Genomic DNA, 15,336 nt, shown 5'->3' on the forward strand with positions numbered 1-15,336 from the left:
GGTTGGCTCACTCAGGCACGAACTGGTGTGGTGGTTTGCGCTGCTGCTCGGCCCCTTCGCTGGACAGCAGCGGCCAGCCCTTGCGCAGCACGAAGTCCAGCCACGCGCCGCAGGCCTGGGAGGTCAGCACGGCGGTGAGGACGAGCGTGGTGAAGAACGGGGCGTTGATGATGCCCGCGTCGAACGCGACACTGGCCAAGACGATCCCGGGCCCACCGCGGGCATTGCACGTCACCGCCAGGTTGACGATGTCGAGGCGGCGAAAGCCCGCCAGCCGGGCGGCCAGCCCGGTCGACAGCAGCACCACCGCCGAGGAGCCGAGCAGGAACGCGATCAGCATGACCGGCGAGAAGCCCTTGGTGAAGTCGAGCCGGTAGCCGACGACCGCGAAGTAGATCGGGATGAACACCGCCGCGGAGACGTGTTCGATCGCCTCCAGCGGGACGCGGAAGCGTTGGTGCTCGGTGCTTTTGATGCCGCCGACGATGCCGAAGCCCGCGAGGAACGCGGCGAAGGCCAGCGTGACGTCCAGCGCCGCCGCGACGCTGACGTAGCCGAGGACGACCACCATGATCCAGGCGATCGGGGTGTGTGCGGCGAGGACGTTCCACCGGGCGCGGCTGAGCCTGCGCAGCAACGGCGGCAGTACGGTCATCGCGACCAGCACATACAAACCATTGGCCACCACATGCACCGACACCGTTTCGGCCAGCGCGTCACCGCCCGCGGCCACCGTGGCCGAGGCGATCGCGGTGGCCAGCGCCAGCACGCCCCAGAGCACGATGTCCTCCACGACGGCGGCGCCGAGGATGAGGCTGGCGAAGCGGGTGTGCAGGATGCCCAGGTCGTAGAAGATCTTGGTGATCACCGGGATCGAGGTGACCGCCGTCGCGACCGCGAACACCAGGATCACCGCGGGCTCGCTGCCCGCGTCGCCCATGAAATCCTCCAGCGGCAGCAGCGGGGCCACCGCGAGGGCCAGGAAGAACGGCAGCGGCGTACCGAGACCCAGAATCCAGGCGGTCGGCTTCCAATTCTCCTTGCCGAGCACGTTCCGGGCGCTCGCACCGGAGACGAACATCAGCAACAGCAAACCCAGGTGGTAGAGGAAGCCGATCACCACCGTGGAGGGGTCGTCGCCGCCGTTGCCGAAGATCCGCGCCGCCGTATCGGGCGCCAGCAGACCGAACAGCGACGGGCCGAGCAGAATGCCCGCCGCGATCTCGCCGACGACCTTGGGCTGCCGCAGCAGCGCGGCGAGTTGGCCGAACAGATTGGCGCAGGCGATCAGCAGCAACAACGCCAAAGTCAGTGATCCCACCGTATCCGTGGACATACGCTCTCCTTGCCGACCGTGCGGTATCGGATAAGCGCAGTCTCCCAAAGCATCCCGCCGCGCACGACCGGATCACCCGCACCGGCCACCGGACGCAGCGGTGGATTGCCAAGGCCTACAAGCTGATCGGTGCCGAGCCGTGGTCAGCGCGGCGGGCTGGGGCAAGACGACGGTCCTCGGATGCCCGCGGACCGTCGAGCAGGAGTGCCGCCTGTTCGTTCAGCATGTCGACTTCCTGTTCGGCGACGAAGCCGTCGCTGGTGACGACCCTGGCGGCGAAACCGTCGAGCAGCAGCAGGATCCATTCCGCGAGCCGTTCGGCCGTCACGTCGCCGCGGACCCGCCGAACCTGCTGAGCGGCGCGCACGGCGGCTTGCAGTGCGGTACGGGCGGTTTCGTCGTCCGCGCGCAGCGCCAGGGCGATTTCCGGTCGGTGGGTCAGGCCGCCGACGACGGAGATGAATCCGGCGGCCCGCGGATCCAGCAGCCCGGCGGCGGCGTGCTCGACGTAGCCGAGGACCAGCCGACGGGGATCGTCCGGATCGGCCTGCTGCTCGAAGAACTCGCGGGTCTCCACGGTGTTGTGTTCGAGGATCGCGACCAGCAGCGCGTCCTTGGTGGGGAAGTAGTGGAAGAAGGTGCCCGAGCCGATCCCGGCGATGCGGCAGATGATCGCGGTGGTGGCGCCGGCATAGCCGTGCTCGGCGAAGGCGGTCAGCCCCGCGTCGATGATTTCGAGTCGTCGGGCCTGGTGTCGCTGCGGATCGATGGGACGGGGCACATGTTCAGCATAGTTAATAGAGTAGCCACTCTGTTAATGTCGGGGCATGGGTTCGTCCTCACGTCCGGCTGCCATCGCCAGTAGTGCACGCGAGCGCCGGCGCGCAGTGCTCACCCTTTTCGTCCTCGCTCCCGTGCTGGGCGAGGTGCTCGGCGCTTCCTTGCGGTTGAGCTATTTCGTGCAGCCGCTGCGGGTGGTGGCCATCGCCTGCTTCTACGGTGCCGGCGTGGTGTTGATCCGTGAGCTCGCGCAACGGTGGCGGCTGTCCGGCTGGGGAATTGTGTTGCTCGGCTGCGCCTTTGCGCTGATCGAGGAGGGGCTGGCCTTGCAGACGATCTTCAACCCCGTCGGGATGGACGGCGAGCCGGTGCATGGAAACGCGTTCGGGGTCAACTGGTTCTGGGCGGTGGTCGTGTCCGGATACCACGTCGTGTGGAGCGTGCTGCTGCCGATTGCAGCGGCCCATCTGGTCTTTCCGCGCAGCAGTCGCGCGCCGTGGCTATCCCGACGGTCGGCTGGAGCGTTCGCCGCTGTCTTCGCCTGCGGCACCGCCCTATTCGTAACGATCTCGCTGCTGCGCTCCGACTTCAGGCTCCCGCTTGGGCATGCCGCTGTCACGATCGTCGTGGCGGCCGGTCTCGTCTGGGCGAGTACGCGATGCCGGGACAACGGACGTGTTGTGCTTGCCGGGCGTGTGCCGAAACCCAAGCGGGTCGCGCTGTTCGGGGTGGCGGCAGGCACGGTGTGGTTCGTGTTGTTCCTGGCCGCGTTCATCGGCGGCCCGATCTCGTTCGTGTGGTGGACCGTCGGCGCGCTGACCTTCGCCGCCGCGGTGGCGCTGGTGCTGCGGCGGTGGACCCGGCGCGAGTGGACGCCGCGACACCAGCTCGCCCTCTGCTTCGGTACGGGCCTGTCGGCGGCGCTGTTCGGGCTGCTCCTGGTTGCCTTGGACGGACGCCTCGCGAACATTGCCTTTCAGTGCGCCGTCGGTGTCGCGCTCATCGCGGCCTACATCTGGATGGGGCGGCGACTGAGTTCACCTGCTACGGCAGAAGGTTGACCAGCCGGTGTCACCGCTCGTCGTCGCAGCAGTCGCACGCCGGGGTTCGCTTTTGCGCCGGGTCCACGAATGATGGTGTGGGGCAGCAGGTGTCACCTTTCCAGGCGTTGCGGCCTTCTTTGACCGCGATGGCCGCGATGACGAGTGCGGCGATCGGGTCGGCCCAGGACCACCCGAACAGGCTGTTGAGGACCAGGCCGATCAGGAGCACCGCCGAGAGGTAGGTGCACAGGAGGGTCTGCTTGGAATCGGCGACCGCGGAGGCGGATCCGAGTTCGCGTCCCGCGCGGCGCTGTGCCAAGGACAGCACCGGCATGATCACCAAACTCGCTGCCGCCAAACCGATCCCGATCGGCGAATGCTCGGCCTCGCCGACGCCGAGTAGCGACCGGACGGCGTCGACCGCGACGTAGCCGGCGAGGGCGAAGAACGAGAAGGCGATGATGCGCAGCGTGATCTTTTCGCGCGCTTCGGGATCCCGGCCGCTGAACTGCCATGCCACCGCGGCCGCGGAGGACACCTCGATCACCGAGTCGAGGCCGAAACCGATCAGCGCCGTCGAGGAAACCCGCGTCCCTTCGGTGAGCGCAATGATCGCCTCGATGATGTTGTAGCTGATCGTCGCGGCGACGAACCATCGGATGCGTCGCGACAATACTTGCCGCCGTGTGAGATTCGGCGCGAAGAGGGGAGTGCCGAGGTCCGGCATCAGCAGCAGTCCTCGGTTTCGGAGGCGGCACAGCAGGTGGGATCGACCGCCAGCACCAGGCCGACGAGGTCGTCGAGGGCCCGGCCGATGCGCGGATCGGCCAGCTCGTACCGGCTCCGCCGACCGTCCGGCACCGCGACCACCAGTCCGCAACCGCGCAGACAGGCCAGGTGGTTGGACAGGATCTGCCGCGACACCCCGATCTGGTCGGCCAACTCGGACGGGTACCCGGGCGCCGTCCGCAGGCTCAACAGGATCCGCGTTCGAGTCGAATCCGACAGCGCGTACCCGAACCGGGAGAGCGCGCCACTGTGCAGCGTCGTGTCCACGACGCCAACTGTACAGAAATTTCTGTATTCAGAAAAGGGTGTATCGACGGGGTCGTGCTCGAACAACTGAGCCACCCGGCGGACAGCTCGGGTGGCTCAGTCTGGCAGGTATTGAATTGTTAAGGCTTCCAGGTGATTCGGCCACCTTGGAACTCTTGGGCTTTGCCGCCCTCGATGTCGTATTCGTCACCGGTGGGGTAGCCGTAGACACCGTCCGCGCCGGCCCTTGCCTCCCAGCTCGTTCGGATCGCGCCCCAGACGGCGTGCGCACCGGTGCGCGGCGACCAGTAGATCGCGCCGTCGTTGAACAGGTTGTAGCGCCCGTTGTTCTTGGCGGGGGCCTCGTCGGTGATCGGGAACCCGAGCGGGCTGTTCTCCGCGCCGAGGGCGTACCACTTGTCCCGGATCACGCCGCTGACCTGGTGCGCCGCGGTACCCACCGACCAGTAGATCGAACCACCCTGGAAGTGGCTGAAGCGTCCGGGCTTCGCCGGTGTCGACTCTTCGCGGGTCACCGGGTAGCGCAGCCCGCCGGTCTCCGAACCCAGTGCGCGCCACTTGTCCAGGATCGGTCCGCCGATCTGATGGGCGCCGGTGTCGTTGTGCCAATAGATGGCGGCGTTGCGTTCGAAGGTCTGGAACCTGCCACCATCGGCGGCATCCGACTCCGGCGAGGTCGGGTCGCCGAAGACGTTGCCACCGCCGGCCTGGTCGTATTCGACCTCGATCGCGCCGCCGACCTCGAAGGGCCCGATCGGGCGCGCGGCCGCGGTGCCCGCGGTCAGGAGCACCGCCAGTGCGACGGCGGCCGTGGCCAGCGGTGCGGACGTGCGGTGGATACCACGAAGGCGAACCAAGAGAACTCCTAGTCAGGTGTGCTGAGACAGGGCGGAGCGTCGGTAGGCGATGATGGCACGACGACTCGACCTCCGCGCACGCGCCCCGGTCCGAACAGCTCGGCGGCGGGTCAGGGCTGCCAGGTGATGCGGCCGCCCTGGAAGTCCTGAGCTTTGCCGTTCTGGTAGTCGTATTCGTCGCTGGTGGGGTAGCCGTAGCCACCGTTCACGCCTGCCCTGGCTTCCCAGGTGGTGCGAATCGCTCCCCAGACGACGTGCGCACCGGTGGCACCGGACCAGTAGATGGCGCCGTCGTTGAACAGGTTGTAGCGCCCGTTGTTCTTGGCGGGGGCCTCGTCGGTGATCGGGAAGCCGAGCGGGCTGTTCTCCCAGCCGTAGGAGCCCCACTTGTCGCGGATCGCACCGCCGATCTGGTGCGCGGCGGTGCCGACGGACCAGTAGATCGAGCCGCCCTGGAAGTGGTTGTAGCGACCCGGTTTCGACGGCGTCGCCGCTTCCCGGGTGACGGGATAGCCGAGGAAGCCGTTCTCCCAGCCGAGGTTGCCCCATTTGTCGCGGATGGCGCCGCCGACCTGGTTGGCCCCGGTGGCCGGGTGCCAGTAGATGGAGGAGTTGCGTTCGAAGGCCTGGTACTTGCCGCCGCGGCCCGCGTCGGATTCGGGGATGACCGGGTCACCGAAGACCGCGCCACCGCCGGCCTGGTCGTACTCGACCTCGATCGCCCCGCCGACATCGAACGGCCCGATCGGCCGTCCGGCCGCGGTGCCCGCGGTGAGCAGGACCGCCAGGGTGGCGGTGGTCATCGTGAATGCGACGCGGGTGCGACGTAGGCGTGCCAAAAGAAACTCCTCGAGCAAGGTGGTCGGATCCGAGACAGAGGTGGAGCTCAGCTACCAGGGTGCAGCCATTTGCCGATCGGCAGCGAGGGCAGGGCGCGCACCGCGAGCATGATCGGGTCGCAGTACAGGTTGTCCAGCGGCGTGTCGCCGGTGCCGCAGACGAAGTTCCCCTGCTTGTCGTAGTTCGACGAGTGGCCCTTATACGACCAGGTCAGGCCGTCGTCCGAGTGGCTCCACGGACATTCGTTCGGTTGCAGGCCCTTGCACGGACCTTCCACGCCCCACGGCCCGACGGGGTAGGCGGAGGCGGCGGGCGCGAGTGCCAGCGTGAGCAAACTCGCAGCGGCGGTACCGACGAGCGCGCGTTTCATTGCTGATTTCACGGTTTTTCCCTTCGACGTGGAAGAGCCGGTGTCGTGGTGTCCGACAATCGCTCTATCGGCCGCACCGGCAGTGCCGTTAGCTTGGCCGGGCGCGAACGCGCTCGGGTCTAAGCTCGATTCCATGGTCGAGACGACGCGAATCGTGCTTGCTTCCCGCCCGGAAGGTGCGCCTACCGCGGCGAACTTCCGCACCGAGACCGCCGAGCTGCCGCCGCTCGAGGAAGGGCAGGTGCTGCTGCGCACGTTGTATCTGTCCCTGGATCCGTACATGCGTGGCCGGATGAGCGCCGCGAAGTCGTATGCGAAACCGGTCGAGGTCGGTGGCGTGATGGTCGGTGGCACCGTGGCCGAGGTGGTCGACTCCCGGGCCGCCGAGCTGGCGAAAGGCGATGTGGTGCTGGCCTATTCGGGCTGGCAGACGCACGACGTGGTCGCCGCGACCAGCGTGCGCAAGCTCGATCCCGAGACGGCGCCCGTCTCGACGGCGCTCGGCGTGCTGGGTATGCCCGGTTTCACCGCGTACTCCGGGCTGCTGAAGATCGGGCAGCCGCAGGCGGGGGAGACCGTCGTGGTCGCCGCCGCCACCGGGCCGGTCGGCTCGGCGGTCGGCCAGATCGCCAAGATCAAAGGGGCCCGCGCGGTCGGCATCGCGGGCGGACCGCGCAAGTGCGCGGCCCTGCTCGACGAGCTGGGTTTCGACGTCGCGATCGACCACCGCGCGCCCGACTTCGCCGAACAGCTGAAGGCGGCGGTGCCCGATGGCATCGACGTCTACTTCGAGAACGTGGCAGGCGCGGTCGCCGACGCGGTATATCCGCTGTTGAACACCTACGCGCGCGTCCCGGTGTGCGGGCTCATCGCCAACTACAACACGACCGGCGACGCGGACGGCCCGGACCGCCTGCCCGCTTTCTACAGCCGCATCCTGGTCAAGAGCCTCACCGTCCGCGGCTTCATTCAGACCGAGTTCGTCCGCGAGCTGTACCCGGACTTCCTGCGTGAGATGGGCGAATGGGTCGGCGACGGTCGCGTCCGCTACCTCGAAGACATCACCGAGGGGTTCGAGAACGCTCCCGAGGCGTTCATCGGCATGCTCGAGGGTCGTAATTTCGGCAAGGTGGTCGTCAAGGTCGCCGACTAGCGCGCGACCGTGCTGCCGCCGATCGCCAGGTAGACCACCATCACCATGAACAGGAACCAGCCCGCGCCCTGCCAGATCGGCCAGGCCTTGCCGCGCCGCCACTCGAGGTAGGTCTCGATGAACGCGCCGACGCCGCCGAGCAGCAGGATCGCGGTGGGCACCAGCAGCATCGCGGTTTTCGCGCCGGTGTCACAGAGCAGGGTGTCCGCAGCGGCGCACGCGCTGCGGTTCGCCGTCCAGATGGCCGCCACCGCGAAGGCCAGGGCGGCGGCCGCGTTGACGATGAGGACGTAGGTCGCGGCGCGGCGATAGGTTTTGGGGTCGCGTTGGCGTTTCCGCACGTCGTTGACCATGTCTGCACCTCACCGGTCTCGGGTCCGCCTAGGGTCTTCCCGGCATTGCCGACCTGGCGCAGGCCAAACATCGCCTGCTCAGCGCAGGCGCGCTGGTCAGGGCTTGCGGCCGACGCCTGCCCAGTACCAGGCGGACTCCGGGTCGACCGGTTCCTCGCCGGGCGTGGGATGCCAGGTGACCACCGGGACGACGCCCGGCTCGATCAGTTCGGTGCCCGCGAACAGCGCCTCGGTTTCGGTGCGGCTGCGCGGGTAGAAGGTGATGCCCGCGTCTTCCGCGGCGGCCGCCACCCGGGCCATCGCGCGCTCGTCGAAATCGGCGGTGGGGTGGGTGAGTACGAGGTAGCTGCCGGACGGCACCACGTCCAGGAGGTTGCGGATGATGCCGTGCGGATCGTCGCTGTCCCGGAAGTACATCATGATCGCTACCAGCATGATGGCCACCGGTTGCGTCAAATCGAGGGTGGCGCCGAGGGTCGCGTTGCGCAGGATGGCGCCGGGGTCGTGCAGGTCGGCATGGATGAAGGCCGTCTTGCCTTGCGGTTTGCTCGCCATCAGGGCGCGGGCGTGCGCGAGCACGATCGGATCGTTGTCCACGTAAACCACCCGGGCCGCCGGATCGAGCCGCTGCGCCACTTCGTGCGTGTTGCCCGCGGTGGGAATGCCGGTGCCGATGTCCAGGAACTGGTTGATGCCCACCTCGCTGGTCAGATACTGCACCGCGCGGCCGAGGAACGCCCGATTGGCGCGCGCCATGGTCTGAATGGCGGGGATGTGGCCGGCAATGGCGTCGCCGAGCGCGCGGTCGGCCGGGTAATTGTCTTTTCCGCCCAGCCAGTAATCGTAGACTCGCGCTTCGTGCGCGACGCTCGTATCGATCTTGGTAGGTAATGCGGTGGGGGTCTGTGCACGACTGTCCGACATGGGGATTCCCTCCTGTGGCGGTCACGGGAGAGTCGGGCCCGGTGACCGCCGAGTCGCCGATGGGACGGCGACTGCTACTGCGAATCTTGCCCGCCAAGGATATTCCAGCGAATGGCTGGCATGCGGCGCTTCGGCCGGATGAGGGTGGATTTTCGGGGAACCATCCGGTTTCGGCGAACTTTCTTCGATACCGCACCGGCTGCCTTCGATCCGGGCGGTCGTCTCGCTCGGACGGTGTGTCGCCGTGCGGTGTGTCGCACCGCATCCGTGATCTTGATGGGGTTGAATTGCGCAGGTCACGAGTTTTTCCGGCGCCGAGCGGAAAGCAGGAGACGGCCCACCCCACCCTGCGAAAAGGAGCACGCACGTGAGCATGATTCTGGCCGCGCTACACGACACCGTTCTCGCGGAGGTCGGAAATCCGACACCGGAGGCGCCGCCGCTGGCGGACAAATTGCTGCAAATGGGTCGCTACTTCACCTGGCTGGTCCAACTGTCCGGTATCACCGCCATCACCTACGGCGGCGGCCGATTCGCGTGGGAGAAGTGGAACGGCGGCGGTTTGCAATCGCCGAAGATGATCGCCAGCGCGATGGCGGGCGGCGCGGTAGCGACCAGCGCCGGCACCATCATGAACGCCGTCATCTGATCGGATACTGAGGCCACCGGCTCGGCGAAATGTCCCTCGTTGAGCCGGATTCGATTGTGCTGTCGTGGAATACGTCGGACAGTGCGCGCCTCGGTGTCGGGGCGCGGCCATGGTCCGGCGCGGCGGTGCCGATCCGGATCAGCATCTGCGACAAGACCTCGCCGGTATCCACCCATTCGCCGGGGGAGTGACCGTCGGTGCTGAGCACCACCGAGCGCGAGCGGTCGTCGAGGTCGGCTCGGCGGTTCGAGTACGGAGGGGGCGGAAAGTGCCGCCCGACGCCGACGCGGTCGGCCTCGGCCGCGGAAGCCCGGGCGGCGATAGTGCACCCCGCGTGTATGGCGGTCCCGCACCTCGGCGGAATATCGCGCGATGCGGACCGATAGCGGATCATCATGGGCTACACCGCGGTAACGGAGCCGGCGTCCCGGCCCGACGATGCGAAATTCGTCGGTAGCAATGCGTACAGTGCAGGTATGCCCGAGGTAGCGCATCCAAGTTCCGCGGTGCGTGTCGAACCGGCCGCAGCGCCGGGCACCACCGCAACCGCCAGGGACTCCGATCCCGATCTGCTGTCGTTGGCGAATCAGCTGTGCTTCGCCCTGTACTCCACATCGCGCTCGATGACCGCCGCTTACCGGCCTTTTCTCGAGCAGATGCACATCACCTATCCCCAGTACCTTGCGCTACTCGCGCTGTGGGAACGGCCCGGCATGACGATGAAGGAACTGGGCGAACAGCTGAGCCTGGACTACGGCACCGTCTCGCCGCTGATCCAGCGACTACAGGCGCACGGGTTCGTGGAAAGCGTGCGCAGAATCCACGATCGCCGCGCGGTAGAGCTCCGCGCGACCGAAGCCGGTGTCGCCCTGCAACATCAGGCCAGGGAGATGATCGAGTCGGTGATGGAAGGGGTCGGCTACCCGATCGAGCACCTCATCGCCCTCCGCGATCAGGTCAACGCGCTCGGCGAACGGTTGGACGCGATCGCCGAGGCGCGAAAAGAAGCCTGAGCGCGCCGGTTACGCGTCGAGCACCTTGACCTTGCGCTGCACCACCGGCGGCTCGGTCGACCACGGGAAGTTGATCCAGCGGTCGGTGTGCTTCCAGACGTACTCGCAATCGACCTCCGAGCGCGGCTTCTGGTAGATCACCGCGCAGCGGACCTCCGCGACGTGGTGCTCGCAGAAGTCGCGCACCAGTTTGAGGGTGGCGCCGGTGTCGGCCACATCGTCGGCCACCAGCACGGTGGCTCCGGCGAGATCCACCGCCTGCGGCACCGGCGGCAACATCACCGGCATATCGAGGCGCTGGTCGATGCCGGTGTAGAACTCCACGTTCATCACGTGCAGGTTCTTCACGTCCAGCGCGTACCCGAGCGCGCCGGCCACGAACAGCCCGCCGCGCGCGATCGACAGGATCAGATCGGGCTCGAACCCGTCGTCCGCGATCATGGTCGCCAACTCCCGGCTCGCCGAACCGAACAACTCCCAGCTCAGCACTTCCCGATCCGCCATGGATGCTCCGTCTCCCTCGATGCGACTGCGCACAGAGCATACGAGTAGCCAGGATGTGGCCGTCGGCACGTACCCGGTCCGCGGTATCGGCAAACATTGTTTTGTCTGTGACCGCGATTTATGGGCTTTGCCGGTGTGTATTTGCTGGAGTTTTCATCCTGCTTTTCGGTGGGCAGCGATTCGCCCGCGACACCCGGTTTCAAATCGGCCGAACCGTCGCTCGATTCCGCTACGGTTCGCGCTATCGCGTGTTATCCGGAATTCTTTTGGCCGCGTCGATCCGCACATGCCGGTGCTCGTGCGAACCGCGGCCGAATGACCGAATCCAGAGAGAATGGGGATTGTCATGCGCATCAGTCCGACTCGGATCGCCGCCCTCGCAGTCGTCTTCGTCGCGGCGGCCGCCGGTCTGACCTTCCTCGCCTCGGTGGCCAGCGCGGACGAGACGTGGACCTACGTCTGTGACGAGATCGAGGAGCCCGAAGACGTCGGCGCGGAGGGCACCGGGAATTGCCAAGCGGAGCACGGTGCGCCCGCGACCGGTCCGATCAAACAGAAATTCAAACTGCACCAGCGCGGTGTGCAACCGAAACCCGGGATGGTTGCCGTCTGTGAGGGTGAATCCCAGAACGGATTCGGTGAAGCGGCGCTGCCTGCGAAAGTCGACGGGTTCGGTTGCTACGTCTATGAAATGCGCTGAGAGTGCGTATTACTTCCAGGCGGACTTCATGCGCTTCATCGCGGCCATTCCGGCAGCGGACACGTCGGGCCACGGCGGTCGGCGCAGAATTGCCAGCGTGGTGATCACCGTCGCCACCAACCCGATGAACTCACCGAGCAACGCCACCCGGGTGACATCGACCGCGGCTTCCCAGTGCACCTTGCCGTTGTGAATGACGAAGATGCCCTGCGGTGACGCCGCGAACGGACCCCCACCCACCCTGGTAACGGTGATGACGGTCGACCCGTCGGCCGTCTCGTAGGGCTCACCGAACACCTGCACGCCTTTCGCACTGGGCTCCAGCCGTCGCACCGACCTACCGATGATCGTCATTTTCCCCACTTTCGCCGCGGTCCCCGCGACATCGAAGCCCAGCCCACTGCCCCCACCGTACCCGCCGAAATCGCGGCGAGGGGACTGGTTCGCGCCGAAAGACGCAACGCGCCACCGCCGTCCGTTCGGCGGCAGCTGCCGTGATGTGGGCAGCTGCCGCCGGGCTCACGGACGGAGGCGGTGAATGTCGCGGGGAAACAGGGTCGCGTAGCGGATGTTGTCCGCGCCGATCAAGCGGGTGACCCACCGTGCCAAACCGATGGCGAAGCCACCGTGTGGCGGCATGCCGTGGCGCATAGCCGCGAGGTAGGGGGCGTACGCCGCCGGGTCCACGCCGCGGGCGGCAAGCGCCGAGAGGTAGTCGGCGTGGTTGTGCAGCCGTTGGCCACCGGTCACCAGTTCGAGTCCGCGGAACAACAGGTCGAAGGAGTTCGTCCATCGCGGGTCGCTCGGTTGCGGGTGCGTGTAGAAGGGGCGTTTGACCGCCGGATAACCCTCTACCGCAAGGAAATCCGAGTTGAACCGCTCCTTGGCCCACGTGCCGAGGAGGCGTTCGTGCTCGGGCGCGAGGTCGGGTTCGGTGGGCGCCGCCCCGACCAGTTCGAGGGCTTCCCGGAAGTGGATGATCGGGATCCGCTCGGGCACCACCGGCACCTCGGCACCCACGGTTACCATTGCGGCACCGGCCTTTTCGCGAACAGCCTCGATCATCGCGGCGAGTGTGTCACGCAGCTGGCCGAGTACGTCGCGATGGTCGCGGATGAAACCGAATTCGACGTCGAGCGAGACATATTCGGCGAGGTGCCGCGCGGTGTCGTGCGGTTCGGCCCGAAAGACCGGCCCCACCTCGTACACCCGCTCGAAGACGCCGGTGAGCATCTGCTTGTACAGCTGCGGCGACTGGGCGAGATAGGCGGTCGCGCCGAAGTAGTCCAGCGCGAACACATTCGCGCCGGACTCGGTGCACTGGTCGACGATCTTGGGTGTCGTGACCTCGGTGAATCCCGCTTCGTCCAGGTGGCGGCGGAACCCGGCCATCGAGGCGGCCGCGATCCGCCACACCGCCTGCCGGGCGGGATGGCGCCAGCTGATCGCGGCGTGGTCGAGCATGGTCGGCAGGGTGACCCCGAGGCCGGGCCGCCACAGCTCGACCGGCGGTGGCTCGGCCGGTGCACTCAGTGGCAGAAACGCCGGCTCGATGATCTCGACGCCGCCGGGTGCCTTCGCATTGCCGATCGGGGTGCCGGTCACCCGGACCACGGTCTCCTCCGGCAGCACCGAAACCTGTTCTCGGACTTGTGGATCCGTTACCACCACCTGCGCGAGGCCGGATCGGTCGCGCAGCACGAGGAATGTGACGGTCGCGAGCTGCCTGCGCCGGTGTATCCATCCCTCGACGGTCACCGATCCGCCGTCCTTGCGTGTTGTCGGCAATGCCGAACAGAGCGTGCGTGGCATCAGCTTCACCTCCAGGTTGCTATCCCCGGGAGGTGTGGGCGATCGGGTCCGTCGCGGTGCCACCACACCTTCGCAGCGCGATGCGCACTGCCTCTACTGGTCGAATTCTCGGTGACCGGCCGACGCGGCTCGAAGTTCGTCACGCTCGTCATCGCCGCATATCTGCGAGCTTAGCGAGCAGATTCGGCGGCGCCAGTGATTATTCGGCCGGGACGGCCCTGGGCTCGGCGCCGGTCGATGACGACATCGCGGTGACGAGGCCGCGCTCGTTGAACGCGATGGCGACTTCGATTCCCGGACCTGCGATGCGCATTGTCGAGCCGTCGGTGGCGAACGTGGCGGTCAGTCCGCGTTGCATCGCATAGCTGTGCAGTGCGCGTTTGTGGTCGGGTAGGTCGAGTTTGAAGACGCCGGTGAGTGCCTGCATGGTGTGCATCAGGTCGGGGGCGGGGAGGGCGAGGTCGGGGTGTTCGATGAGCACGGCGAGGCGGGTGCCGCCGCCGACGTCGCAGCTGTACCAGGTCCAACTGCCGGATACCGCTTTGGCGAGTTCGCCCATCAGCCAGGTGGCTCGGTTCGGGTCGGTGGGCGCGCCGGGCAACTCCGCGAACGGCACCTCGTCGGTGCACAGCGCCGAAATCCCGTGCCGCAGTCCGTAATCGCGCACCGAGCGGGCCAGCTCGGTTACCTCGGGCGGATACCAGTCGTTGTTCGCCCAACTCCACAGCCAACTGCGGGGACCGGGCGCTGCCGTGCCGAGCACATGAAATCGCGTGCACACCAACGGCTTTTCGCCGAAGAACTCGAACCGCGGCGGTTCGTAACTCACCTGCCACCGATGCTCACCCAGCACCTCGATACTGTGCTCTTGATGTTCGAAAGACATCAGTGCGGCATCGTCGAGTAACTGTTCGAGCGTGGGTGATTCGTGGTGAAGATAAGCGGTCACGACCCCCGATACTGTCTTACCGGCGGGTGCGGTGCACCCCCATAGAAATGACGTCCTTCACGCCCCGGCGAATTGGGTAAGAAGGCGGGCGCTAGGCAACTCCGAGACGACATGGCACGATCATTCGAGTGACCAGCAAGCCCGACGAAGCGCAGACCCTGCGCGATCTCGCGCGGCTGCGCCGTGTTCGCGACCGAATCGATCGTGAATACGCCCAGCCGCTCGACGTCGAGGCCCTCGCCAGGGACGCGCACATGTCCGCAGGCCACCTCAGCCGCCAGTTCCGGCTCGCCTACGGCGAGTCGCCGTACAGCTACCTGATGACGCGGCGGATCGAGCGTGCCATGGCGTTGCTGCGCCGCGGCGACCTCAGCGTCACCGAGGTGTGTTTCGCGGTCGGCTGCTCATCGTTGGGCACCTTCAGCACCCGCTTCACCGAGCTGGTCGGCGTGCCGCCGAGCACCTACCGGCGCGAGGCGGCGGAGGCGACCGCGGGGATGCCGTCCTGCGTGGCCAAACAGGTCACCAGACCGATCAGGAATCGAGAAGCGCCGGCGAGTGCACCGGAATTAGCCTGATCAGCATGACAATCACCATTCAATCGAGCTTCCTCCCGCAGAACGACCCGGAAGCCGCCATCGCCTTCTACCGCGACATCCTCGGCTTCGAGGTGCGCAACGACGTCGGATACAACGGGATGCGCTGGATCACGGTCGGCCCGGCGGAGCAGCCGGGCACCTCAATCGTCCTGTACCCGCCCGCCGCCAGCCCCGGCATCACCGACGACGAGCGGCGCACCATCGAGGAGATGATGGCCAAGGGCACCTACGGCAGCATCCTGCTGGCAACCAAGGATGTCGACGGCACCTTCGAACGCCTGCAGGCCGGCGACGCCGAGGTGGTCCAGGAGCCGACCGACCAGCCGTACGGTGTCCGCGACTGTGCCTTCCGTGATCCCGCGGGCAACATGGTCCGGATCCAGCAGGTGAGCTGAGCC

The 15,336-nt window shown here is 67.0% G+C and carries 21 protein-coding genes; 8 read left to right on the plus strand and 13 right to left on the minus strand.

Going from position 1 to position 15,336, the window contains the following annotated elements; translation table 11 throughout:
- Positions 1–7 precede the first annotated feature (7 nt).
- Positions 8–1,336: a cation:proton antiporter gene (locus DMB37_RS38565; RefSeq protein ID WP_135236941.1), complete on the minus strand. Its 1,329-nt coding sequence runs from the start codon at positions 1,334–1,336 to the stop codon at positions 8–10.
- 115 nt (positions 1,337–1,451) lie between these two features.
- Positions 1,452–2,117 (minus strand): TetR/AcrR family transcriptional regulator, encoded by a 666-nt coding sequence (locus DMB37_RS38570; protein ID WP_167769074.1) that lies wholly within the window; start codon positions 2,115–2,117, stop codon positions 1,452–1,454.
- Between the two features lie 46 nt (positions 2,118–2,163).
- Between DMB37_RS38570 and DMB37_RS38575 the strand changes: the two genes are divergently transcribed.
- Positions 2,164–3,177: a hypothetical protein gene (locus DMB37_RS38575; RefSeq protein ID WP_135236943.1), complete on the plus strand. Its 1,014-nt coding sequence runs from the start codon at positions 2,164–2,166 to the stop codon at positions 3,175–3,177.
- A 10-nt stretch (positions 3,178–3,187) separates the two neighbouring features.
- Here the strand turns inward: DMB37_RS38575 and DMB37_RS38580 are convergent, their stop codons facing one another.
- The 5 genes from DMB37_RS38580 to DMB37_RS38600 form a co-directional block, all read right to left on the minus strand.
- The gene (locus tag DMB37_RS38580; protein ID WP_206055120.1) at positions 3,188–3,886 is read right to left on the minus strand and encodes a cation transporter; all 699 of its coding nucleotides are present in this window, start codon (positions 3,884–3,886) and stop codon (positions 3,188–3,190) included.
- Entirely contained in the window at positions 3,886–4,215 is a 330-nt protein-coding gene (locus DMB37_RS38585) for a helix-turn-helix transcriptional regulator (protein WP_135236944.1), read from the minus strand. The genes DMB37_RS38580 and DMB37_RS38585 overlap by 1 nt, the downstream gene beginning before the upstream one ends.
- 119 nt (positions 4,216–4,334) lie before the next feature.
- Positions 4,335–5,072, minus strand: coding sequence for a hypothetical protein (locus tag DMB37_RS38590; protein ID WP_240772029.1), 738 nt, complete (start codon positions 5,070–5,072; stop codon positions 4,335–4,337).
- Between the two features lie 110 nt (positions 5,073–5,182).
- Positions 5,183–5,911 carry a hypothetical protein gene (locus DMB37_RS38595; RefSeq protein ID WP_240772031.1) on the minus strand — a complete coding sequence of 243 codons (729 nt, stop codon included), beginning with the start codon at positions 5,909–5,911 and terminating at the stop codon, positions 5,183–5,185.
- A 47-nt stretch (positions 5,912–5,958) separates the two neighbouring features.
- Positions 5,959–6,294 carry a hypothetical protein gene (locus DMB37_RS38600; protein ID WP_135236945.1) on the minus strand — a complete coding sequence of 112 codons (336 nt, stop codon included), beginning with the start codon at positions 6,292–6,294 and terminating at the stop codon, positions 5,959–5,961.
- A 121-nt stretch (positions 6,295–6,415) separates the two neighbouring features.
- On the opposite strand from DMB37_RS38600, the gene DMB37_RS38605 reads away from it, so the two are divergent.
- Positions 6,416–7,435, plus strand: a complete 1,020-nt coding sequence (locus tag DMB37_RS38605) for an NADP-dependent oxidoreductase (protein WP_135236946.1) — start codon at positions 6,416–6,418, stop codon at positions 7,433–7,435.
- On the opposite strand, the gene DMB37_RS38610 is transcribed toward DMB37_RS38605, so the two are convergent.
- Both DMB37_RS38610 and DMB37_RS38615 read right to left on the minus strand, forming a co-directional pair.
- Positions 7,432–7,788 (minus strand): hypothetical protein, encoded by a 357-nt coding sequence (locus tag DMB37_RS38610; RefSeq protein ID WP_135236947.1) that lies wholly within the window; start codon positions 7,786–7,788, stop codon positions 7,432–7,434. The genes DMB37_RS38605 and DMB37_RS38610 overlap by 4 nt on opposite strands.
- A gap of 96 nt (positions 7,789–7,884) precedes the next feature.
- Positions 7,885–8,712 (minus strand): SAM-dependent methyltransferase, encoded by an 828-nt coding sequence (locus tag DMB37_RS38615; protein ID WP_135236948.1) that lies wholly within the window; start codon positions 8,710–8,712, stop codon positions 7,885–7,887.
- Between the two features lie 373 nt (positions 8,713–9,085).
- On the opposite strand from DMB37_RS38615, the gene DMB37_RS38620 reads away from it, so the two are divergent.
- The 3 genes from DMB37_RS38620 (at position 9,086) to DMB37_RS38625 (ending at position 10,374) form a co-directional block, all read left to right on the plus strand.
- Positions 9,086–9,361 (plus strand): hypothetical protein, encoded by a 276-nt coding sequence (locus tag DMB37_RS38620; RefSeq protein ID WP_107660396.1) that lies wholly within the window; start codon positions 9,086–9,088, stop codon positions 9,359–9,361.
- Positions 9,362–9,390: 29 nt separating this feature from the next.
- A complete protein-coding gene (locus DMB37_RS40875; RefSeq protein ID WP_167769075.1) occupies positions 9,391–9,552 on the plus strand; it encodes a hypothetical protein in 162 nt (53 codons plus the stop codon).
- 285 nt (positions 9,553–9,837) lie between these two features.
- On the plus strand, positions 9,838–10,374 hold the full coding sequence (locus tag DMB37_RS38625; RefSeq protein WP_135236949.1) for a MarR family winged helix-turn-helix transcriptional regulator: 537 nt from the start codon (positions 9,838–9,840) through the stop codon (positions 10,372–10,374).
- Positions 10,375–10,383: 9 nt separating this feature from the next.
- On the opposite strand, the gene DMB37_RS38630 is transcribed toward DMB37_RS38625, so the two are convergent.
- Positions 10,384–10,878, minus strand: a complete 495-nt coding sequence (locus DMB37_RS38630; protein WP_107656260.1) for a phosphoribosyltransferase — start codon at positions 10,876–10,878, stop codon at positions 10,384–10,386.
- Between the two features lie 346 nt (positions 10,879–11,224).
- Between DMB37_RS38630 and DMB37_RS38635 the strand changes: the two genes are divergently transcribed.
- On the plus strand, positions 11,225–11,578 hold the full coding sequence (locus tag DMB37_RS38635) for a hypothetical protein (protein WP_135236950.1): 354 nt from the start codon (positions 11,225–11,227) through the stop codon (positions 11,576–11,578).
- A gap of 9 nt (positions 11,579–11,587) precedes the next feature.
- Here the strand turns inward: DMB37_RS38635 and DMB37_RS38640 are convergent, their stop codons facing one another.
- The 3 genes from DMB37_RS38640 to DMB37_RS38650 all read right to left on the minus strand — a co-directional run bounded on the left by DMB37_RS38640 (position 11,588) and on the right by DMB37_RS38650 (position 14,339).
- Positions 11,588–11,932: a hypothetical protein gene (locus tag DMB37_RS38640; protein WP_135236951.1), complete on the minus strand. Its 345-nt coding sequence runs from the start codon at positions 11,930–11,932 to the stop codon at positions 11,588–11,590.
- 165 nt (positions 11,933–12,097) lie between these two features.
- On the minus strand, positions 12,098–13,390 hold the full coding sequence (gene aspS / locus DMB37_RS38645; RefSeq protein WP_135236952.1) for an aspartate--tRNA(Asn) ligase: 1,293 nt from the start codon (positions 13,388–13,390) through the stop codon (positions 12,098–12,100).
- Between the two features lie 199 nt (positions 13,391–13,589).
- Entirely contained in the window at positions 13,590–14,339 is a 750-nt protein-coding gene (locus DMB37_RS38650; RefSeq protein ID WP_206055121.1) for a DUF6882 domain-containing protein, read from the minus strand.
- 128 nt (positions 14,340–14,467) lie between these two features.
- Between DMB37_RS38650 and DMB37_RS38655 the strand changes: the two genes are divergently transcribed.
- Together DMB37_RS38655 and DMB37_RS38660 are read left to right on the plus strand one after the other, a co-directional pair.
- On the plus strand, positions 14,468–14,917 hold the full coding sequence (locus DMB37_RS38655) for a helix-turn-helix transcriptional regulator (protein ID WP_135236953.1): 450 nt from the start codon (positions 14,468–14,470) through the stop codon (positions 14,915–14,917).
- A gap of 5 nt (positions 14,918–14,922) precedes the next feature.
- Positions 14,923–15,333 carry a VOC family protein gene (locus tag DMB37_RS38660; RefSeq protein WP_135236954.1) on the plus strand — a complete coding sequence of 137 codons (411 nt, stop codon included), beginning with the start codon at positions 14,923–14,925 and terminating at the stop codon, positions 15,331–15,333.
- The last annotated feature ends 3 nt before the right edge of the window (positions 15,334–15,336 follow it).

The sequence above is a fragment of the Nocardia sp. CS682 genome, assembly GCF_004634405.1.
Taxonomy (GTDB): Bacteria; Actinomycetota; Actinomycetes; order Mycobacteriales; family Mycobacteriaceae; genus Nocardia; species Nocardia ninae.